20 protein-coding genes and 1 pseudogene are annotated in these 21,554 nt (G+C 31.8%); 11 read left to right on the forward strand and 10 right to left on the reverse strand.

Going from position 1 to position 21,554, the window contains the following annotated elements; translation table 11 throughout:
* Window positions 1-1,130, reverse strand: a pseudogene (locus K5790_RS08220) (hypothetical protein); the annotation flags it as partial.
* 385 nt (window positions 1,131-1,515) lie between these two features.
* Window positions 1,516-3,444 (reverse strand): ribosome rescue protein RqcH, encoded by a 1,929-nt coding sequence (gene rqcH, locus K5790_RS08225; RefSeq protein WP_297594083.1) that lies wholly within the window; start codon window positions 3,442-3,444, stop codon window positions 1,516-1,518.
* A gap of 103 nt (window positions 3,445-3,547) precedes the next feature.
* Between rqcH and K5790_RS08230 the strand changes: the two genes are divergently transcribed.
* From K5790_RS08230 to cobM, 4 genes are read left to right on the forward strand one after another with little or no spacing between them, the layout of a single operon-like run.
* A complete protein-coding gene (locus K5790_RS08230) occupies window positions 3,548-4,027 on the forward strand; it encodes a hypothetical protein (RefSeq protein WP_297594084.1) in 480 nt (159 codons plus the stop codon).
* Window positions 4,028-4,051: 24 nt separating this feature from the next.
* Entirely contained in the window at window positions 4,052-4,642 is a 591-nt protein-coding gene (cbiT, locus tag K5790_RS08235; RefSeq protein ID WP_297594086.1) for a precorrin-6Y C5,15-methyltransferase (decarboxylating) subunit CbiT, read from the forward strand.
* 36 nt (window positions 4,643-4,678) lie between these two features.
* Window positions 4,679-5,401: a precorrin-2 C(20)-methyltransferase gene (gene cobI / locus K5790_RS08240; RefSeq protein ID WP_297594088.1), complete on the forward strand. Its 723-nt coding sequence runs from the start codon at window positions 4,679-4,681 to the stop codon at window positions 5,399-5,401.
* Entirely contained in the window at window positions 5,394-6,158 is a 765-nt protein-coding gene (gene cobM, locus K5790_RS08245) for a precorrin-4 C(11)-methyltransferase (protein ID WP_297594090.1), read from the forward strand. The genes cobI and cobM overlap by 8 nt, the downstream gene beginning before the upstream one ends.
* Here cobM and K5790_RS08250 read toward each other — a convergent pair.
* Window positions 6,151-6,915, reverse strand: coding sequence for a glutamate racemase (locus K5790_RS08250; RefSeq protein ID WP_297594091.1), 765 nt, complete (start codon window positions 6,913-6,915; stop codon window positions 6,151-6,153). The two genes, cobM and K5790_RS08250, sit on opposite strands and share 8 nt — an antisense overlap.
* A gap of 104 nt (window positions 6,916-7,019) precedes the next feature.
* Between K5790_RS08250 and K5790_RS08255 the strand changes: the two genes are divergently transcribed.
* Window positions 7,020-7,670 carry a Snf7 family protein gene (locus tag K5790_RS08255; protein WP_297594093.1) on the forward strand — a complete coding sequence of 217 codons (651 nt, stop codon included), beginning with the start codon at window positions 7,020-7,022 and terminating at the stop codon, window positions 7,668-7,670.
* A gap of 47 nt (window positions 7,671-7,717) precedes the next feature.
* Here the strand turns inward: K5790_RS08255 and K5790_RS08260 are convergent, their stop codons facing one another.
* Together K5790_RS08260 and K5790_RS08265 are read right to left on the reverse strand one after the other, a co-directional pair.
* Window positions 7,718-8,872: a glycosyltransferase family 2 protein gene (locus K5790_RS08260; protein ID WP_297594094.1), complete on the reverse strand. Its 1,155-nt coding sequence runs from the start codon at window positions 8,870-8,872 to the stop codon at window positions 7,718-7,720.
* A 130-nt stretch (window positions 8,873-9,002) separates the two neighbouring features.
* A complete protein-coding gene (locus tag K5790_RS08265) occupies window positions 9,003-9,746 on the reverse strand; it encodes a hypothetical protein (protein WP_297594095.1) in 744 nt (247 codons plus the stop codon).
* 121 nt (window positions 9,747-9,867) lie between these two features.
* Between K5790_RS08265 and K5790_RS08270 the strand changes: the two genes are divergently transcribed.
* Window positions 9,868-10,089 carry a hypothetical protein gene (locus K5790_RS08270; RefSeq protein WP_297594096.1) on the forward strand — a complete coding sequence of 74 codons (222 nt, stop codon included), beginning with the start codon at window positions 9,868-9,870 and terminating at the stop codon, window positions 10,087-10,089.
* 75 nt (window positions 10,090-10,164) lie between these two features.
* Entirely contained in the window at window positions 10,165-10,860 is a 696-nt protein-coding gene (locus K5790_RS08275) for a hypothetical protein (protein ID WP_297594097.1), read from the forward strand.
* A gap of 52 nt (window positions 10,861-10,912) precedes the next feature.
* Here the strand turns inward: K5790_RS08275 and nth are convergent, their stop codons facing one another.
* Window positions 10,913-11,563 (reverse strand): endonuclease III, encoded by a 651-nt coding sequence (gene nth, locus K5790_RS08280; RefSeq protein ID WP_297594533.1) that lies wholly within the window; start codon window positions 11,561-11,563, stop codon window positions 10,913-10,915.
* A gap of 48 nt (window positions 11,564-11,611) precedes the next feature.
* Here nth and K5790_RS08285 point away from each other — a divergent pair, with 48 nt between their 5' ends.
* Both K5790_RS08285 and K5790_RS08290 read left to right on the forward strand, forming a co-directional pair.
* Complete coding sequence (locus K5790_RS08285; protein ID WP_297594099.1) at window positions 11,612-12,766, forward strand: aconitase X catalytic domain-containing protein; 1,155 nt, start codon at window positions 11,612-11,614, stop codon at window positions 12,764-12,766.
* On the forward strand, window positions 12,763-13,158 hold the full coding sequence (locus K5790_RS08290; protein WP_297594101.1) for a DUF126 domain-containing protein: 396 nt from the start codon (window positions 12,763-12,765) through the stop codon (window positions 13,156-13,158). Before K5790_RS08285 ends, K5790_RS08290 begins: the two co-directional genes overlap by 4 nt.
* A 9-nt stretch (window positions 13,159-13,167) precedes the next feature.
* On the opposite strand, the gene K5790_RS08295 is transcribed toward K5790_RS08290, so the two are convergent.
* The 4 genes from K5790_RS08295 to K5790_RS08310 form a co-directional block, all read right to left on the reverse strand.
* Window positions 13,168-16,269 (reverse strand): Ig-like domain-containing protein, encoded by a 3,102-nt coding sequence (locus tag K5790_RS08295; protein ID WP_297594102.1) that lies wholly within the window; start codon window positions 16,267-16,269, stop codon window positions 13,168-13,170.
* Between the two features lie 144 nt (window positions 16,270-16,413).
* A complete protein-coding gene (locus K5790_RS08300) occupies window positions 16,414-17,085 on the reverse strand; it encodes a hypothetical protein (protein WP_297594104.1) in 672 nt (223 codons plus the stop codon).
* A 30-nt stretch (window positions 17,086-17,115) separates the two neighbouring features.
* Complete coding sequence (gene sat / locus K5790_RS08305) at window positions 17,116-18,255, reverse strand: sulfate adenylyltransferase (protein ID WP_297594105.1); 1,140 nt, start codon at window positions 18,253-18,255, stop codon at window positions 17,116-17,118.
* 13 nt (window positions 18,256-18,268) lie between these two features.
* On the reverse strand, window positions 18,269-18,982 hold the full coding sequence (locus tag K5790_RS08310) for a phosphoadenylyl-sulfate reductase (protein WP_297594535.1): 714 nt from the start codon (window positions 18,980-18,982) through the stop codon (window positions 18,269-18,271).
* Window positions 18,983-19,065: 83 nt separating this feature from the next.
* Here K5790_RS08310 and K5790_RS08315 point away from each other — a divergent pair, with 83 nt between their 5' ends.
* Window positions 19,066-20,181 (forward strand): thiamine biosynthesis protein, encoded by a 1,116-nt coding sequence (locus K5790_RS08315; RefSeq protein ID WP_297594107.1) that lies wholly within the window; start codon window positions 19,066-19,068, stop codon window positions 20,179-20,181.
* Window positions 20,182-20,211: 30 nt separating this feature from the next.
* Complete coding sequence (locus K5790_RS08320) at window positions 20,212-21,447, forward strand: glycosyltransferase (RefSeq protein WP_297594108.1); 1,236 nt, start codon at window positions 20,212-20,214, stop codon at window positions 21,445-21,447.
* Window positions 21,448-21,554 lie beyond the last annotated feature (107 nt).

Consider the following 21,554-nt stretch of genomic DNA (forward strand, 5'->3'; position numbering starts at 1 on the left):
GGTGTAGAAGAAGATGAGGTGTTTTCTGAGGAGGATGGGTTAGTGGAAGGGGAAACTCCAGTAGATTCTGTATCTTCAGCTGGTGTAGAAGAAGATGAGGTTGAATCTACTGGAGTAGATGTGTTATCAGAAGTTGTAGCCTCAGAATTTTCTGTATCTTCAGCTGGTGTAGAAGAAGATGAGGTGTTTTCTGAGGAGGATGGGTTAGTGGAAGGGGAAACTCCAGTAGATTCTGTATCTTCAGCTGGTGTAGAAGAAGATGAGGTTGAATCTACTGGAGTAGATGTGTTATAATCAAATACTGATTGTTCAGCATAAGCCATTGGCCAATAGGATGATGAGATAGAATAAGGAGTAATTACAACTGTTGATAAAATAATAAGAATTAAAACAAAAGATAATGGTTGGTGAAGTTTTGATATATTAAATTCAAAACCTTCAGAATGAAGAAACAAAAATAAAATTAATGGTACGAAAATTATTAAGAAGTATTGCTGATTTGTTTCTGGAATAGATAGATTTGGTAAATCATAATGTGAAGTAAAAAGATTTGATGTAAAATCAATTAAATTTTCTGGTAATAATGAAAAGTCAGTATCAATATTTGGTTTATAGATATTATCCAAGATTAAAAATGGATTAATCTGAATAAAGGAATTAGTTACAAGAAATTCAGAAACATCATTTCCAAAATTATTAATAAGTTTATCAGCAGATAGAATGTTTGACTTAGAATCTTTTTTTCTTTCTTTAGTTTTATCATTTGTGAAAAATCTATCTAATATTGTTTGTGGTTGTGGATTAATTGAATTAAAAAATATAGTACTCTCAAATAATCCTGTATCTATCTTTAATTTTTCTGAAAGATAAATCTTCTTTTCAAAAGAATCAGATGTGGATGTATTTACTAAATTAGAATGCATAGAATCTTTTTTCATTGGTTGATTTGTTTTAATTTCAATTGACTCATGTAAAGAAATAGAAACATTTTTTGTTTCTTTTGGTGGAAGAGAAGAAATTGGAATTAATTCGGATTGTGTTAAAGCATCAGTTTGAACATCAGCAAAGCTAAATGGAATAATAGATGTGATTAAAAATAAGATAATGAAAATGGATAAAATATTTCTCAATTAAAAACTCCCCCAACACAAAATGTTGCAAAAATATCTTGGTGTAGAAATTGATTTGCAAGAATTTGGTGTAGACTTTTGTCTAGGGGATTGAAAAACCAATTAATGCTATCCAAAGGATAGTCTAAGGTACCCACCTCATCTTCTTCTACACCAATGAAAGTGGGTGTAGAAAAAACAATAAGGAGGCTGGAAATGTTTCATTAAAAATAATGCCATGATGGAATATACCCTAAATCATTGATCCGTTTTGGATCTGTAATTTTTCATTGATTTTTACTAAAAAAATAGTTACAAAATAACAATCAAAGATTTTCTAGAAAAAATCATAAATGTATTTTCTAAATAGATTAATAATTTATTTTAAATAAGAATTGTTTTTTATCTATGAAAATTTTGTAGTGGCTTCACCAAAATTAATTTCTTTAATTTGACTTTTGCCAGATGGAAGTACACGGACAAAATCATCAAGACTAATTTTTTTTGTAATGTCTTCTTCTAATTTTAAAAATTCAATACGAATTTTTTTAGCTACGTCAACCATTTCTAAACCATGTGGTTCAATAATTGCATAACAAATAGAATTTTTAATTATTGGAATTGATGGACCGCATGTTAATGCATAACCGTCATCTTGTGGAATAATTCCAACAGCTAGTCGAAGTGTTTCTGATTTTATAAAATTTCTTTGCCCATCAATAGTAAAGGATCCTTTTGGCAAGAACTCTCCACTTGGTGCAGATTTTTTTACTTGTTCTGGATTAACCCAGTAAGCACTTACTCCATACATTCCTTCTTTCCATGCTCTACTAAAACAAACTGTTGCATCAGCAACTTCATTCATACTTCGATCAGATACATTTAGTGCATCTTTTAAAATAAAAAATGGTGAACCAAAGATATCTGCATGAAATATTTTATCATTTTTTACTAAATGTTTTCTTACAACAGCAGAGTTTGATGCAGCATCTCTTCCACCAATTGCTAAAAATCCATCACTGGTAAAGAACCATCTATATCGTTCATACCAATTTTTCTTTCTGATTTCTGAAACTAAAAATAAATCCTTTTCTGATTCAGTTTTACTTTGAAATTTTTCTAGCTTTGCTATCGTTTTTTCTTTAATTTGTCGAATTGAATGTATAGCTGCAGACTGTTTTTTTGCTTCATTAAATAAAACAGATGCAATAGACTGTAAAGGGGATTTTGGATTAATTAAAATTTTTTCATCTTGAATAATAATTAAAGAATTTCCTTTTTCATTAACCAATTTAGCATTGTTATTTGCTAAAATGTTTTTTGCAGCAACATCTTCTATAGACATAATTCCTTGCGATATCATTTCAAAAAGAGAATTTGCTACAGCTGTAATATTTTTTGAACGTTCTTTTACAACTTCAATAGCTTTTTCTTGTTCTGAAATTTGAGTTTCTAATTCATGGATTTTTTTATCCGAACCAGATGATTGAATAGATTTTCCTACATTTACAATGTTTTCTGAAAAAACAATATCTAATCCCTCAATGAAGCTATTTACAGTAGTAATTTCACCTTCTAGTTTTTCAAATTTTAAGGGAAGAACTTCTGTTGATTCATTTCTAATAATTACAGGTTCATGTTTACCATTAATTACATCGGATACAATTTTTGTTGTGGTTTCAAATATCTTATTGATTTCTTCAGTTGTTAATAGATTACCTAATTTTTTTGAATCAATTTTTGCAATGTTAAAGATAGCCTCAACATATTTTTTTGGCAATCCTAATGTTCTTCCTATCCATTTTGCAGAGGGTAAAACGGATTTTTGTAGATCAATTAAATCTGATTTATCAATATTAAAAATATCTAATCCATTTACTGGTGGTTGAATGTAATCTAATCCAACACTTAGTTTTCTATGTCTAACATCTATAGAATGTTGTAGTGCAAGAATTTTCATGTCGCTGTTACAAAGTAAAATATTTCCATCACCAAAGAATTCCCCTACTAAAACAAACTCTTTTCCAAATCCTTCAAATGTAAAATATGCAATTCTTTCTGAACCAATCTGTTCAATTTTTTTTAATTTTAATCTAAGAAGATCATTTCGAAGTCTTTTTAGAAGTCTATTTGGTTCTATCTGGTCTATTTTCACGTTTGTTAACCAAACTCCAGAAGTCGAAATCATCATGAAGAGGTCATTTTTTTCTGTATGGTGCAGCTTGAATAGAATACTATCTTTGGTAATTCCATAGATATTACTTACATAATAGTCTTGGACCTTGGTAGAAATTTGATCAACTAAATATCTTAATTCTATTCCTGCTAATGTCATAAGAAACATAATTTGTATCTAAAATTATATCCTTGCTATGATATGCTTGATTTCTGACCAAAGATATTAAACATGGTTTGCTTGAGACACGCTAGAAAATCATTTGGCAAAATTCAAAAAGAAAAAATCTGAACCAACGAAATCACCTGATGATTCCAAAAAGGAGACAGTCAATGAAGATACAGGTGATGTTCCTCAAATAGAAAATTCTGAACCAGTTCCAGAAAATCCAGCAACTGATCCACCAGTAAGTATTGCCGAAAAAAGTGAGAAAGATAGAAAATTAAATAAATTATTTTGGATGCGAGTAGCTCTTGCCATAATTGCAGGTACTGCTGCAACTTTCATATTTGAAGAAATAGAAGGAGAAGAAAGAAGATGGGCTTCAATAGCATTTATGATTATTCTATTTTTTGGAACAATAATTGTTGCAAAAGGAATGAAAATGCAATTACCTGCTTCAGATAGAAAGAAAATTGTTACACAAGGTATTGGCAGCTACGTATTTTTGTATTTGTTTACATGGATTGTGACTTATACCATAGTTCATTCAGGAAGTGTTACAACTGGAGTTAATCTCTAACATGAAATTAACAAATGAGATTTAATGTGGGATTATAAAACTCCAGGGATTCCTGATGAATATTTTGATAGAACAGAGAAAGTTCCTATAACAAAAGAAGAAGTAAGAACAATCCAGATTAGTAAAGCTAGATTAAAACTAGGTCAGACTGTGTTTGATATTGGGTGTGGCAGTGGATCTATATCCATCGAAGCAGCACTACAAATTGGTTCAACTGGAAATGTAATAGCTATAGATTATGATGAAAACGCAATAGAGTTAAGTAAAAAAAATATGAAAAAGTTTGGAATTTCAAATATTACATTGATTCATGGAAATGCTAAAGAAAAAATATCAGAATTGGAAGATGCTGATGTCATATTTATTGGAGGAACTGGCGGTGATACTAAAGAAATAGTAGAGATATCTAAAAATAAATTGAAAGTAGGAGGTAGAATAGTTATAGGGATCATATTAATTGAAACTCTCTATTCAGTATTACAAATTCTTGAAAAATTAGAATTTGAGTCAATTGATATTACTCAAGTAACAATATCAAAGAGTAGGAAAACAACCACTGGAACAATGATGCTTGCAAGAAATCCTGTAACAATTATTTCTGCATCTAGAGTCTAGTCTAGATTTTTAATTGGGATCTATTCCATACATTGTATGTCAGGTTTAATTGGAATTGGTGTTGGCCCAGGTGATCCTGATCTTCTTACAGTCAAGGCAGTAAAAGCAATACAAAAAGCAGATATCATTATGTGTCCTGCTTCAAACGAAGACCGTCCTAGTATTGCATTATCAGTTGTATCCTCATTAATTGATAAATCAAAAAATCAAGATATTGTAAAACTAATTTTTCCAATGACAAAAGATAAGGATGTTCTAGAACAAACATGGAAAAAAAATGCTAAGATTATGGCAGAAAAAGTTTTGTCAGGCAAAAATGTAGTGTATCTTACAGTAGGAGATCCCTATCTTTACAGTACTTGGATCTATATGCATAAAGATCTAAAAGAAAATTATCCAGAGATGAACATTAGTGTAATACCAGGCATAGTTTCTATGTTTACATTTGCATCAAAAGTTGGAGTTAGTATTGCAGAGGGAGCTGAAAAAGTTGCAATCATTCCATCATGTTATGATTTATCCAGTGTAAAAGAGATTGCAAAACATTCTGAAACAATGGTTTTTCTTAAAGATGGGAGATATTTTGATCAAGTAATTAATGTTCTAAAGGAATCAGGATTCCCAGATAATTCAATTTTTGCAATAGGGCAAGATCTGGGAACAGAAAATGAGATTGTAAGAAAATTAACATTAGGTGAAGTTAATGATGATACTTTAACTACAAAATATTTTTCAATACTGGTGGTAAAACGTGTCTAACGTTTATTTTGTTGGCTGTGGACCTGGGGATCCGGAATTAATTACAATTAAAGCAAAGAAATTAATTCAAAAAGCAGATGTAATAGTTTATTCTGGTTCATTAATTCCAAAACCAATCTTGGACCTTTGTAAAAAAGGGAAACTCTTTGATGCTGCAAAATTAATACGAGAAGAAATTTTTGAGTTACTATACAAAAATGCAATCAAAGATAAATTAGTGGTTAGATTGCATGATGGTGATCCATCAATTTACGGTGCGATTAAAGAACAGATTGATAATCTTGAAGAGAAGGGGGTAAAATCAATTGTTGTTCCAGGCGTAACCGCATTTTTAGCTTCAGCTGCAGCTTTAGGAACTCAACTGACATTACCTGGAGTAACCCAGACCATAATTATTACTCGCGCAGAATCTAGAACTAAAGTTCCAAAACGTGAAAAGATTTCAGAACTTGCAAAACACAAAGCAACATTAATCTTCTATCTTAGTATCCATCTAATATCTAATTTAGTAAAAGATGCAATTGCTGGTGGATACAAAAAATCTACACCTGTAGCAATAGTATTTAGAGCAAGTTGGAATGATCAAAAAATCATCAAGGGAACTTTAGAAGATATTGTAAAAAAAGTAAAAGATGAAAAGATCACAAGAACTGCAATTGTAATTATTAGTGATGTAATAGATCCCAAGACTTATGAATATTCAAAACTATATGATAAGAAATTTAGTCATGGATATAGAAAAGCCAAAGTCAAATAGATAGAAAATTTACTTTATTTTTTATTCCAATGTTTTTTAATTTAGTTTGGAATTCGTTAGTGTTACCTGAAGTAAATATTTTTAGTGTATTTTTTTTATTTTGTTGATTTTTAATTTTTGAATAAATATTATTTGCAATGATTCTACCTGGATCTAAGAATTGTATTGAAGGATATTTTTTTTCTAAGAAATGTTGAATAAAGGGTAAATGAGTACTAGATAGGGTAATCACATCAATAGAGTTTTTGATTATCTTTTCATCAAGTATTTTTTTAATTAGTTTGATGCACAATTTCTTATTAGTTACAAATTTTCCAGATTCTACCAGATCAACTAGTTCAGATGCATTTATCTTGATGATTTTAGTAGATTTTGAAAATTTTTGTTGTTTAATGTAATAAGATAATTCTTTGCTTTTTATCGCTGATTGAGTAGCTAAAATTCCAATTTGTTTTGTTTTTGAAAATTTTACAGCTAATTTTAAAGGAGGTTTTACATCAATTAGTTTTTTATTTGTAAAGTTAAGGATTAGGCTTGGAGTATTAGATGCTACAACTATAAAATCCGGTGAAAATTTTTTTTCCAGTAATTTAATTGATCTATTAATAATAGCATTTAGTTGAGACTTTGATTTTTTTCCATAAGGATAGTTTTGATTGTCAGCAAAATAAATTATTTCAGATTTACATACACTTTGAATTTCTTTAATTATCGATAATGAGCCTAATCCTGAATCAAAGACTGCAATCTTAGCCACAAATTATAGGCACAAAGGGGACATATAGTTAGTTAGCTAAATTTAGTCTAAAGTTGATCTAAATATACACCGGTCATTAAGACCAAATTTCTAAATTATCAGCCATGCCAAACTTCGATAAGACTTGGGCTCATCAAGAGACCCAAAGCGTAACTGGCAAACTCCGTGAAGCAGTAAAGCCTCAAGGTGCGTTGAAACCACGAATTCAAACTGCAGTAAACAAACTACAAGTCCAAATATCCAAAATGGACTCTATGTTAGGTAAGCTGCACGAAAGAGATGCGCAACTCTTTCAGAGAGTCGTGACTGCAATGCAGCAACATGATACTAGCACAAGTAGAGTTTTGTCTAACGAATTAGCTGAAATTCGTAAAGTTACAAAGATGCTCGGCAATGCAAGAATGTCATTAGAACAAGTCCAACTAAGACTGACTACGATTCATGATCTTGGTGATGCTATGGTAGCAATTGGACCAGCAATGTCTACAATGAAGGGATTGAAGTCATCGCTAGGAAGATTCATGCCAGAAGCTGATTCAGAATTGAATAGTATGACCCAGACTCTTAATGGACTCATGATGGATTCACTTGCTGGAGATTCATTTAGTATGGAATCTGCAACATCAAGTGAAGAAACAGAAAAGATTCTACAGGAAGCATCTGCGGTAGCTGAGCAACAGATAGGAGACAAATTCCCATCTGTACCATCTTCAACTGGACTTTCGTCACAATCCTCTACTTCCTCCTTTGAGTAGATAGATTAAGACGAACAGTTCATTCTTTTTGTTTTAATTTTTAAGAATTAATTCCAAAGTTTTTCTTTGAACGTTAGTTTCTTATTTAGAATAAAGTTTCCAAATGCTGCTAATCCTACTGCCACAATGAGAGATATAGGATATGTTAATGTCTGTATGTCAACCAAGTAGAATACCATTCCAATTTGTAACAGCCCGCCAATTGAACTAAAACTTACAAATTTTCCATATTGTTTGATAGTATGTGTAATTGTAAAATTTAAATCACTAAATGTCCAAACTTTATTTAAAATAAAATTAGTAGTCATAGATGCAATAATTCCAATAATTGTAGCATGAATATACCATAAATTAGAAATTCCATCTGCAAACAGTAATGATACCAGATAATTTATCACAAGTCCAGACGCTCCAACTGTGAAAAATCTTCCTGCTTTTGATAGAAATCTTATGGACGTTCTTCCTTCTTGTTTTTCACTAATTTTCCCATATTTGTAAAGCTTGAATACAGATTTAAAATAATCAATAATTATGTTAGTATCTAATTTGCTTGATCCAAATTTTCTATTCTCAAAAGTATATGGAATCTCTTTTACGTTAACACCTTTTGTTTTTACTAGGACTTCTAAAAGAAATTTGTAACCAAGTGCATCAAAATTCAATTCCTTAATGATATTTTTTTTAAATGCAAAGAATCCCGACATCGGATCGTTAGTTTTGACTCCTAATCCCTTTTTTGCAATAGTAGTTGCAATTTTACTCATTAATTTTCTTTTTATCGTCCAACCTTGAATATTTCCACCAGTAATGTATCGTGATGCAACAACAAGATCACACTGATATTTTTTAAAAGCTTCAATCATTTTTGGGATAATTTGTGGAGGATGAGAAAAATCAGAGTCCATCACAACAATGGTTTCACCTTTTGCGTTTTGGATTCCATTTAGTATAGCTGAGGAGAGACCATTTTTTGTCTTCCTATGAATTATATCAATTGTATTTTCTGCAATTTTTTTAATACTAGATACATAATCTTCAACAATTTTACCAGTTCCGTCTGGAGAATTATCATCAACAACAATAGTTTGAGCGTATATTCCTTTTGGAATGTTTTCCCGAATTAGTTTAAGGATATTTACAATATTTTGAGATTCGTTATATGTAGGAAGTATGATTGATACCTGTGGATTATTTTGAGTCATATCTATCTTGATGTGTTTCCTAAAACAAATGAATATTAATTTATAATAAAATTCATGCCTGACTATTTTTTTTAACAAGAATAATTCTAAAAATCAATAATTTACTGAATAGAGGAAAAATTGGAATTTTTTACCTAAAATTGAATAGTGGTATCTTAATTTGAATTATAATAACTGAAATGAACATCACTGTAAAAATCAGTATAGGTAAAGATAATTCTGGAAGAGACTTGTCAGGAGATAAAATATCTCCCCATTGAGAGGGAGGAGGAATTTTAAATAAATTTTCACGTGTTATCTCTTCAGGAAAAGAATAGAAAGTATTTGAACTTCCATCATAAACTGACAAATAAAACCCATAATTGTCAGAACGGCCTAATAGATCTAAAGGAATTTTAAATTCATAGCTGGGATGTGGTATTTTTGTATAACGATCATTCTCATCTGATACATCACTGATTGCAATAAACCCATCAGGATTTGAAATTTTTTGAAAGTGCCCTGTTAATGCATTAACAGAGCCACCTTGAAAAGATATTCCATTACTGTTTCCAAGTGTTGATGAAAAACAAAAATCATTATTATCTGCAATATTATTTTTCTCGTTATTTCCATCAAAGCATATTGTTGCTTTATCAATTCCCTTATCTAGTGTATAATCATCAATAGAATCAACTAATACATAGATAAAATTTTCAAAATGAGCAGTTCTTAGAATTATTTGTTTATGATCTAGAGATATTTTTGTTAAACTAGTAGGTTTCCATTCTGTAATAAATGTCCATTTTCCATCAAAGATTATTCTATCCATATCAATAGATTGGGTGATTAAAATTGGTTGGTTGGATTCAGCAAAAGAATTTTCTATTGACATAGTTAAAAATAACAATATGAAAAATATTGTAATTCTATACATTTATGAAATAAAGTTAATCAAGTATTAAAAATCATTCTTAATTTAGAAAGTTTATAGATATAAAATGAGAATTATCAATATGAATAAAATTTTAGGAATTGTAATTGGTTTTGTTATAGTTCTGTTAGTTGTTGTATCATATTCATTATCACAAGATAGTGTGCAGAATGAATCTTTATCTGATGAACTTAATTCAAGTGAGCCAAAACCAACTGGGAAAGATATTCAAGAAGAATCTGGAACATCAGGAAGAGAATTATCAGTTAAATTTGAGGAAAATATTGGACTTTCAACTCCATAAAAGTACCAAAATGGATCCATTTGTTAGTCATATTTTGCCACATTACCTATAATCTAGTAATTCTAAAACACTACAATGAATAGAACAAAGACCATAGCAGTATTTGCAGGTATTTTTGCAATTGCTATGACAACATACGGTCTATCGGGTGTTTCTGCATCTCCATTGGTATTAGCTTCAATTCCACAAGCATCAGAGGGAATGACAACCATGGGACATGTAGAATATACTTTGTATGATGCCGATCAGAGAGTAAAGCAATATGTTCAAGGTGACAATTTTGTAGTTGAAACCGGTACAGATTGTGTTGGAGAATATGTCTTCGGAACAACTGACAGTGCAACTTGTACAAGTACTGGTACAGCATTTCAATACGTTGCTATAGGAAATGCAACAACCCCAGATGCTGCAACAACTGACAGTGAATTAGATACTGATGGTGGTTCTGGATGCGCTTCAAGTACAGTTGATGGCGAACAAGCTAGAAAACTAGTAGATGTATCACAAACTGACAATAGTGGTTCTGGTACTGAGGTAGTACTTGATACACTAACAGACACTTTCAAGTTTGATTCCACCAATGCAACTACAGTTACACAGTCAGGTGTCTTCAACGATCAAGTAGGTACAGTAGCTGCTAACGGCTCATGTGGTACATTAGGGGCATCTGGTACTGATTGGGAAATGTTTGCAATCAAAGATCTGTCACCATCAGTTGTAACATCTGCTGGCGATACTCTTGCAGTCCAATGGACCATTACAATAAATTGATTGAATTTTTTTAAAGATCAATTTATTTTATTTTATTATTTTAAAATCTAAATTATTTAGACTTGTAAAACTTACAATTTCTCTTAATTTTACAAACATCACACATAGGATTTATTGGTTTGCAGATATTTTGTCCATACATTACAAAAGTATCATTAATATCAATCCAAAATTTTTTTGGAATTTTTTTCATTAGCGCTTGTTCTGTATCTTCTGGTGTTTTAGTTTCTACCAATCCCAATCGATTTGAAATTCTATGAACATGGATATCAACTGGAATGGCTGGCTTTTCATAAGCATAAACAAGTACACAGTTTGCTGTTTTTCGTCCAACACCAGGCAATTTTACCAAGGCATCTAGATCATCAGGCACTATTCCCTTGTATTGTGAGTCAATAATTTGTGCCACTTGGATTATTCTCTTGGATTTTACATGATAAAACCCAATTGGTTTTATGATTTTCTCTATATCTTTTAGTTTAGCTTTTGATAATTCCTTTGCATTCTTGTATTTTGAGAATAATGCTTTGACAACCTTAGTTGTACTTTCATCTTTAGTTCTAGCTGATAAAATAGTTCCAATGAGAATACTAAATGGACCGCCTGTTTCTGCCTCATGAAGTTCTCGTAGTGCAGTCATTCTTGGTGGCTTTACTGACATCATAGTCTTCATCATACCACTAAGAATTTTTTCCATATTCATGATATTTTTACGTACAAGTATTATATCTGTAATATTCATTATGTAACATTGGAATTAACTAAAGAAGAAGAATCTGCTCTAAAAGGCGAACAAGGAGAGATAATGCAGATGGCATACAGAATTTTAGTAGCCACAGGAGAGGCAACTGATGCTGAGCGTTTAATTCCAATAGAATGGGCCCACTTGTCTGGTGTCAATTATAATACAATAGGCGATGCTGGAGAAGAATTTCTCTCAAGTATTAGCAAAGATGCTAGAGTTAAAGTAAAGACTACTCTAAACCCTATGGGATTTGATATTGATAATGTTTCAGATTACAATTTAGATCAAAATTTTATTTCAAAACAGCTATCAATTAAAAAGTCTTATCAGATGATGGGTGTTACTCCTTCATTTTCTTGTATACCATATGAAATCTTTGATATTCCAAAAAAAGACACACAGGTAGCATTTGCAGAAAGCAATGCAGCAATTCATGCAAATTCATATGATAATCTAAAAACAAACAAGGAAAGTGCTTTTAGTGCATTAGCAAGTGCGCTTACAGGAAAGAGCCCATACTCATCATTGAGAAAAGAAGATTCCCCAAACATAACAATTAGAATGAAAGTAAAAAATCCAAATGAGCTTACATATGGAATGCTAGGATTTTTTGCAGGAAAAGTTGGGGACTCTTCTGTGAACATTTCAGGTCTTGGTCAGATGGATAGACGTCAGTGTAAAGCCATGTGTGGAGGAATGGGTACTTCAGGTACTTGTGCAAAATTCTTGTTTGGAGAAGGTGATTCAGATTGTGAAAAAGTAGATTTTGATAAAAAAGAGATGCAGAATGTTCATGATGAACTAAATACTGCAGAAAAAGGAGATGTCATCACACTTGGCAGTCCGCAGTTAGGATTAGAAGAGATTTCAGATTTAGTAGGAAAACTCAAAGGCAGATCGTTTAAAAAAAGATGCCTAGTCTTTACGCCTAGAACTGTAAAAGAGCAAGCAAAAAAAATTGGGTATACTAATGATTTAGAACGTGCTGGATGTGAGATTCTATCTGATTGTTGTACATGTTTAACTCCGCTGATTAGCAATGAAGATGTTGATGCGGTAACTACCAATAGCATCAAGGGGGCATTTTATTTAAAAAACTCTAATGGCGTTGATGTTAATCTAAAATCATTGTCTGAGATAGTTGAAGACGAAACACGATGAAAATTCTAGTCCATGGAAATGTACAGGGAACCGTATTAAAATCAGAGAATTCAATTAATTTCTTGGGTACTGTAGAAAAAAAATCTGGAGTAATTACTGATCAAAATCATGATTTATACAATAAATCAATTAAAGACTCTATTCTAGTATTTTCTAGTGGTGTTGGAAGTAGTGTTGGAGCATATACAATCTATTCAATAAAATCAAATAATTCTGCACCGCTTGCAATGATTTGTCTCAAGGCAGACCTTACTGTTGCAACAGGATGTGCATTAGCTGATATTCCTCTTTTAATTGTCTCAGATGATGAATTTAATTCCCTTAAAACAGGTATGAGTGTAGTTATCAACACTAAAGCAGATTCACCAATTACTTTTGAAATAAAAAAATAAAGAAAACTATTATTTTGTAGAATCGTAGATGGCTCCACTATTTACAGATGCACTTTTGATATTATGTGGAACATCTATAGTAAATGAACCAGTACAAGAACCACCATGACCATCTGATGCTAATATGGTTATAACATAAACTCTGCCATCACCATTACCAGAACTTTCAGCCCTTATCTTATTATTTTGCAGATCAGCATCTGGAGATTTGTCATCATTACTTATACCATTTGTTGGTTCATCTTGGAATATACTAAATATGGATAAAGTAATTGTATCATTTTCAGCATCTGTAGTATCCATTGAATAATCAAATGTTACCATCTTGTGATTTGGTGGCCAAATTGTAGAGATTGAAGAAGAGGCATTTGTACATACAGGTGCATCATTGACTGGAGTGATGGTGATGGTTACAGTTGCAGTGTTACTTGTTGCACCAGCAAGATCATTAATTGTGTAGGTGTATGAGTCAGTTACAGTCTCTGAGCCATCATGAGCATAGCCTACGGTTCCGTCATTATTTACAGTAAGAATTCCATTTGCTGGTTGAGTAATGATGTTAATGGATGTAAGATCTAATTCATCATCAACATCAGAGTCATTATTGGCTAAATCAGTAACAGTGGAACCACCTTCAGATACGGTATCAGAGTCATTTTTTGCTACAGGTGCATCATTGACTGGAGTGATGGTGATGGTTACAGTTGCAGTGTTACTTGTTGCACCAGCAAGATCATTAATTGTGTAGGTGTATGAGTCAGTTACAGTCTCTGAGCCATCATGAGCATAGCCTACGGTTCCGTCATTATTTACAGTAAGAATTCCATTTGCTGGTTGAGTAATGATGTTAATGGATGTAAGATCTAATTCATCATCAACATCAGAGTCATTATTGGCTAAATCAGTAACAGTGGAACCACCTTCAGATACGGTATCAGAGTCATTTTTTGCTACAGGTGCATCATTGACTGGAGTGATGGTGATGGTTACAGTTGCAGTGTCTGAGAAAATTCCATCAGATATGGTATAAGTAAAAAAGTCAGGTCCATTGTAATTGAGATTTGGTGAATAAGTTACAGTGCTACCATCAGTAGTAGTTCCATGATCACCATCAGTTACATCTGTTATGCTTAGAGGATCACCATCAGGATCAATATCATTTGCTAGTACATCTATAGTAACAGAAGTGTCTTCAGGTGTAGTGACAGAGTCATCTACTGCGATAGGTGGACTATTAGCAGGTACTATAGTTATAGCTACAGTTGCAGTATCAGATAAGATTCCATCAGATATGGTATAAGTAAATGTCTCAGTTCCAGAAAATCCTACATTTGGAGTATAAGAAACAAAGTCATCATCTGTGATAGTTGGAGTTCCATTATCATTAATTATTCCTAAGCCTCCATTATCAAAAGATTGAACAGAAACAATTGAAAGAATATCTCCATCAGGATCAACATCATTTGCTAGTACATCAATTGCATTATCAATAGAATCTTCAGATACGGTATCAGAGTCATTTTTTGCTACAGGTGCATCATTGACTGGAGTGATGGTGATGGTTACAGTTGCAGTGTTACTTGTTGCACCAGCAAGATCATTAATTGTGTAGGTGTATGAGTCAGTTACAGTCTCTGAGCCATCATGAGCATAGCCTACGGTTCCGTCATTATTTACAGTAAGAATTCCATTTGCTGGTTGAGTAATGATGTTAATGGATGTAAGATCTAATTCATCATCAACATCAGAGTCATTATTGGCTAAATCAGTAACAGTGGAACCACCTTCAGATACGGTATCAGAGTCATTTTTTGCTACAGGTGCATCATTGACTGGAGTGATGGTGATGGTTACAGTTGCAGTACTAGTTCCACTCTTATTATCTGAAATAGTATAGGTAAATGAATCAGTTCCAAAATAGTTTGGGTTTGGGGAATAGGTTACAGTAAGACCATTAGTTGAAGTTACTCCATGAATGCCATTAGTAGTAGATATAATGGTTATAGGGTCACCATCAGGATCATTATCATTTGCTAGTACATCTATAGTAACAGAATTGTCTTCAGGTGTTGTTACAGAATCATTTTTTGCTACAGGTGGATCATCACTGACTGGAGTGATGGTGATGGTTACAGTTGCAGTACTAGTAACACCATTACCGTCTGAAATAGTATATTTGAAAGAATCAATTCCAAAATAGTTTAGTTTTGGGGAATAACTAAAAGTATTATCAATGTTTTTGATTAGAGTTCCATTTTTTGGTGCCTGAAACGATTTTACAGATAATGTTGGATCATTACGAGGAATACTAGGGTTGTTTCCTGGCATGTCATTTACTAGTACATTTACAACAACAGAAGTGTCTTCAAGTGTCATTACAGAATCAGGGTTTGCTTTAGGTGGATCACATTGGATTTTTTTATAATTTTTACTTGGAATAATATTGCCAACACCAGAAATTCCTCTTATTGGAGAGTTTTCACATATAGTTTCCAATATTCCACTTGGAAGATTAATTGAGCCACCATTCTTGAGAGTAATTTGAGCAAAGTTTTGAATAAAATAAGGATTAATCAAAGTTCCAGATATCAAAAGATTTTTCTCAATTACAATAGTTTTTCCATTTGGATCTCCTAATTCTTTTTTAATATCATATACTCCAGTGATTTCAGTAACTGGTAAAATTATCACATCATTACATTGAAAGGAAATTGGGTTTCCTTGTGGAGGTGGGCCATTACCAATTGTTCCACAAAATATTATCCAGCTTCCCTGATTAACTTTTAATGCAGCTAAATGATTAACGTAATCAATTAATCCATATTGTTCTATCACTCCATAATTTATTATACCATTATTAATAGTGGTACCATTAAAAATTATTGTTCCATTATTTTCAACAATTAATTTTCCACCATTTTGAATTGTAAGTATACCAGTAATAGATAGTGTAGCTCCACTATCAATGATCAATTCGCCTCCACTTTCAATTGTAAGATTAGTGATACTTTCATCAGATGTTACATGATAAGTTTCAGATAACGGATTTGGAACTGCAAAAGCAAATTGAGATGACGGGATAACAACTACAATGGCAAATAATATTACCATTAGAGATATTCCTATCCTCTGAAATTTCATTAATTATTATAAAGAACAATTGATATTAATATCGAAGGTGAACTTCCCAAGCGTGGAATTTGACAAATTTTGTCATTATTAATTATGACAGTTAATTTGTGCCTAAAATTTTTGTTATGATCTTTTTTTGGTGATAAACAAAACGCCAACTATTACTCCAATGCCTGCTGCAATGTAAAATGGAAACAATGCAAAGACGTTCTTTGAAGGATCACCGGATAAAAATTCCACAATCATTGTTCCAGAATTAACTGATGGCATATCAGTAGATCCTTCCAGTCCATAAACTGAATACGAATCAATTGCAAAGGTTCCAATATCCAAATTAGTTACTACAATTCTTGCCCCATTATTCACAGTTAGGCCTGCTCTATCCGTATAAGATACAATAGATTTCGCTTGAGGATACCAACCTCTATCCAAATCTCGATGAACTACAATGTATCCTTCTTTTGGAGTCTGAACTGCAACCCAAAATTTGAGATCAGGTTGCGAACCCATTCCAACTTCAATGAATTCATCATCTGACTCTTGATCATAGAATCTAAGAACCGCATTTCCATCTGGATGAGAATATAGAAGATTATTATCAATAGTTACTTGCCAGCTAACTGAATGAACATCATTTAGAGGAATTATCGGAGCATCTCGTAAAACTACGTTAAAGTCTTTAGCAGGAATCTCTAATGTATCAATAATTAGTGAAGGATTTTTCAATTCTTCTTGAGCAAATGCTGGTATAATTAAAAATCCTGCAAATAAAATTAATGCTATTAGATACATCATAAGCTAGAGTAATTTTGATTGAATAAATATCTAATCAACAAAAGGCTTTGGATGATCCAAGATAACTTTTGCTACTTCAGGTCTTAGAATAAATTCAGAAGGTGCTTCACCATTTTGAATCATCTCTCGTAGTTTTGTTCCACTAATCTGTTCTTTTGCATCATCATCATGTGGGCAAACTTTTGGAGTAGTATATGTCAGACACTTCCTACAATAGAAAAATGCTGGAAAAAATACTGGTGTAATATCTAGTTCAGGATATTCATCAAAAATCTTCTGAGCTGCAAATGGATCATAGAACTTTCCAACACCTGCATGATCACGACCAATAATTATGTGAGTACAACCATAATTTTGTCTCATTATTGCGTGGTGTATTGCCTCTTTTGGTCCAGCATACTTCATTTCTGTGTGTAGTGTCCCAAGTAAACATCTATTTTCTTTATAGTACAATTTTATCATGGTTTCATAACATTTTACAATTACTTCATCAACAAAGTCACCGGATTTTTTCTTTCCAATAATTGGATTTACAAATACGCCATCACGCGTAGTAATTGATGTCTTTTGAAGCATCTCGTGTGCTACGTGAGGAGGATTTCTGGTTTGAAATGCACAGATTGTCTTCCATCCTGCTTTTGAGAATGCTTCTCTAGTTTGTGTTGGAGTTAATCGGTATTTTCTAATTTCATTCTCATTTGGTCTTTGAATATAGTCAATCTTTCCGCCTACCAAGTATTCTTTCATAGACATTGTCTTTGCAACGCCGGGATGAGATGGATCAGTAGTTCCATAGACTCCTTGTGAAGTCTTTTCTTTATCAAAGGAGTAAATTTCGTCTACATGCAATACTGCAACACCAGTTCCCTCTGGGTTTTTTAATAACACATCACCAGCTTCTTTCATTTTGGTTGCTGTTTGCTCATCTACATCAAGTATGATTGGAATGGTCCAAGCTAAATTATTTGCTAGTCTTCCTTTAGTTATTACACTCTCAAAGTCTTTTTGCCCCAAGAATCCTTCAAGAGGGCTAAAAATTCCATCAGCAATGTTTTCAACATCATTTGCCAAGTCTTCTGAAATTGTAATTGAGAATAATCCTGTTGGATCAACTTTAGTAATTCTATTAACTAGTATTCCACCGTGCGGTTTGATCATATCATCTGACATGTAAGATCCTCAACTAAGGGTCTATATGAAGGCCACATTCTTTGTGTTCTCCTTGTTCCCACCACCATCTACCTGCTCTAAGATCTTCACCAGGCTTTATTGGTCTGGTACATGGCTCACATCCAATGCTAGTGTATCCTTTGTCTAAAAGACTATTGTATGGAAGATTATTTTTTTTAATATATTCTTGAATTTGTTCCCATGTCCAATCAATTATTGGATTAATTTTAAGAATACCTCCGTGGCCCTGATCTAGTTGAAATATTCTAATATTTTGACGAATTTTGGTTTGATCGCGTCTCAAGCCAGTAATCCAGCCATCTAGTGTTGCAAGCATCTTATTCATTGGATGAACTTTTCTAATTTCACAACAGAGTTTTCTATTTTCTACACTGTCATAAAATAGATTCACCCCTTTTTGATTTACCATTTCTTTGACTTCATTTGCATCAGGAAATAATATTTCAACTGAAATATTGTATTTTTTTCTAACAACATCAATAATGTCATAGGTTTCCTGTGGTAATCTCCCAGTATCTAAAGTAAAGAATCTAAATTTTGGGTTAATCTTTAACATAATATCCATGATAACTGCATCTTCAGCACCAAAACTTGATGCTTTGGCAACTTTAGGATGTAAGTTATCAGATGCCCACTGTAAGGCATCCTCAGTTGTCTTAATCCTAGAATTAAGATCATCTACTTGTTCTTGTGTAAATCTTGCCACAAATTCATTTGAAATATTTGTTTTATATTGATTACCCAAATTTTGTCCTAAATTATAAACAAGTATAATTGAAAATAGAAAATATGGATGAAAAATCATTTGTTGTAGTTTTTCCAACAATATTTTCAAAAAATAAAATTTCTCAGCTTATATCCAATATCAAAAATATTCTAAAAATTAAAGATCAACAATTCAAGTCTGTTAAGAGAGATGGAGATGTTATTTTAGTTGATGCAAATGATCCAGTTTTTGCATCATCGGCAATAAATTTACTTTTTGGCATTGATAAAATAACAATTTCAAAACAAGTTAGAAATAATTTTCAAGATGTTGTAAGTGAGATAACAGAAGTTGGTGGAAATCTTCTACTAAAAGGAGAAAAGTTTTTAGTTAAAGTAGAAGGAATGTCAAAAGGGTTTCTTCCAAAAGATGTAGAGATTGCAGCTACATCAAATATTATTGAAAAAAAATCAAATCTTGGTGCCCATCCAGGAACAGAAGAGAATTATGATAAATTATTATATACTTTTTTAACAAAAAATTATGCATACATTAGTATTTTTTTAGATAAAGGAAATGGTGGAATTCCATACGAATCAAAAAATAAAAAAACAATTTGTGCAATCTATGATGAGATATCTGCAGTATCATGTTTTGAAACAATAAAACAAGGAAATCAAGTTAAGATAATTGTAGTTTATTCCCAAGAATCAGAATTACTAAATCTTGCAAAAATAATAAATCAAATTGTTCCAAGGCTTGCTCATGATAAAATCCAATTAGATTTCTATAATCTTAAAATTAAACCAAATGGAACCAAAAATTATCTATTATTTGTTAATTCAGTTTTGGAGATAATGCTTCATTACTCTATTGATAGAGTATCTCTTGCATTATCACCACTAGCATTCAATTCTAATTTTATTGATAATTCATTAAGAAAAGTATTTTCAAAAAATAAAATTCCAATTTTGCCACTTGCTGGAGTTGATTACAATTTATTTTTAGAAGCAAAAGAGATTGGTTTGGAGAGAAATATCAAAAAACTAGAGAAATTGTTTTCAAATAAATCAAATGAAATTCCCATCATTTCAAAAAAAGAAGTTAATTTTGCACTTAAAACAAAGAGAACTGTAATCATTTTACTTGGACCAAACAATGTTCATGATATCTTAGATTCACTAGATACAAATCATTGAGAATTTAAACGGCATAATTGGTTTGATATTGTGCTCAAAATAGGAGAATTCATCTATCCATGGGGAAGTGGTCATTATTCTCGTATGATGAGACTAAATGAGGTTTTAGAAGATCATATTAAAGAAAAGTTTGAAATTCATTTTTCAAGTAAAGATCATGTTTATGAAAAATTATTAGATAAATTTCCAGATCAACGAGAAAAGATTCATGAGATCTTAATGCCTACTCCAATTGATGGAAAGTTTGGTCCAAGTGTAACAATGTCTTTAATGAATTTGCTCTTACCTATTGCAAAAAATCCACCATTAATTAGACAGATTATAAATTATTTGAAAGAAGAAAGAAAGCTATACAACAAAGAAAAATTTGATCTTGTAATTAATGATGGAGATATGGGTTCAAATATTCTTGCAAAAAATAGAAATATTCCAAGTCTGTTTATCACCAATCAATTCAAACCGAAATTGTATAATTCAAGATCATATTTGTATCCATCATTGATTTTTGTTGCAAAACAAATTGCTAAAGCATCAAAAATACTTGTAGCAGATTCACCGCCACCATTTACTTTATGTGAATACAATCTCAATTTTACTGAAGATGTAAAAGAAAAAATAACATATGTTGGACATTTTACAAAAAATAAACTCTCCAGAAGAGAAAAAAAATCTAGTTTAGAAAAATTAGTAGAAGACAATGATTTTGGTTATTGGATGAGAACAGGAAACAAATCAACTAATGATGGAACGGGTCAGAGATATGAACAAGTGTTTCATCAAGAAGAAATGAAAGAAGAAAAGAGAATAATTTCTCATGCAAGAAATGATTCTAGCATAGATTCTGTTTTAGGTAAAGATGGTAAAAAATATTCAATTATTGATGCAATTGATAAAAAAATTGATTGGATACAAATTGATGTTGGTTTTCTCTCAGAGCATGAAAAGGATTCTATTCTAAATTTGTGCAAATATGCAGTAGTAAATGGTTCCCATACTGTAATGGGAGAAATAATGGGTGGAAAATCAAAACCAATCATTGGATATCCAATATATGATGAGCACACTAACAACATCAAATGGGCTCATGAGAGGAAACTTGGAGTTTTAGTTACAAATACAAAACAAGTAACTGAGGCAATTTTCAATATTAAAGAAAATTATGAAATTTTTAAAGAGAATTTAGTAGAATTTTCGAAAAACTTTGTTCCTAATGGAGCAGAAAATTCAGCAAAGATTGCTGCTCAAACCTTAGAAGAAAAGAGATAATAGATTATTTTTTGAATTTTGTTCATCTGGCACGCGGGATTTCGATGGGCGAACGGACCGAAAGGGATGATGAAAAAATCCGCGTGTCAGATTAATATCGATCTGCT

It is taken from the genome of Nitrosopumilus sp. (assembly GCF_025698945.1).
In the GTDB taxonomy this organism is placed as follows: Archaea; Thermoproteota; Nitrososphaeria; order Nitrososphaerales; family Nitrosopumilaceae; genus Nitrosopumilus.

Excerpts from the sequence above, each read along its gene's own strand:
- rqcH (WP_297594083.1), bottom strand. The coding sequence starts at position 3,444 with ATGACATTAGCAGGAATAGAATTAAGATATTTAGTTGATCAAATTTCT.
- cbiT (WP_297594086.1), top strand. The coding sequence starts at position 4,052 with ATGTGGGATTATAAAACTCCAGGGATTCCTGATGAATATTTTGATAGA.
- cobI (WP_297594088.1), top strand. The coding sequence starts at position 4,679 with ATGTCAGGTTTAATTGGAATTGGTGTTGGCCCAGGTGATCCTGATCTT.
- K5790_RS08255 (WP_297594093.1), top strand. The coding sequence starts at position 7,020 with ATGCCAAACTTCGATAAGACTTGGGCTCATCAAGAGACCCAAAGCGTA.
- K5790_RS08260 (WP_297594094.1), bottom strand. The coding sequence starts at position 8,872 with ATGACTCAAAATAATCCACAGGTATCAATCATACTTCCTACATATAAC.
- K5790_RS08265 (WP_297594095.1), bottom strand. The coding sequence starts at position 9,746 with ATGTCAATAGAAAATTCTTTTGCTGAATCCAACCAACCAATTTTAATC.
- K5790_RS08270 (WP_297594096.1), top strand. The coding sequence starts at position 9,868 with ATGAATAAAATTTTAGGAATTGTAATTGGTTTTGTTATAGTTCTGTTA.
- K5790_RS08275 (WP_297594097.1), top strand. The coding sequence starts at position 10,165 with ATGAATAGAACAAAGACCATAGCAGTATTTGCAGGTATTTTTGCAATT.
- nth (WP_297594533.1), bottom strand. The coding sequence starts at position 11,563 with ATGAATATGGAAAAAATTCTTAGTGGTATGATGAAGACTATGATGTCA.
- K5790_RS08290 (WP_297594101.1), top strand. The coding sequence starts at position 12,763 with ATGAAAATTCTAGTCCATGGAAATGTACAGGGAACCGTATTAAAATCA.
- K5790_RS08295 (WP_297594102.1), bottom strand. The coding sequence starts at position 16,269 with ATGGTAATATTATTTGCCATTGTAGTTGTTATCCCGTCATCTCAATTT.
- K5790_RS08300 (WP_297594104.1), bottom strand. The coding sequence starts at position 17,085 with ATGATGTATCTAATAGCATTAATTTTATTTGCAGGATTTTTAATTATA.
- sat (WP_297594105.1), bottom strand. The coding sequence starts at position 18,255 with ATGTCAGATGATATGATCAAACCGCACGGTGGAATACTAGTTAATAGA.
- K5790_RS08315 (WP_297594107.1), top strand. The coding sequence starts at position 19,066 with ATGGATGAAAAATCATTTGTTGTAGTTTTTCCAACAATATTTTCAAAA.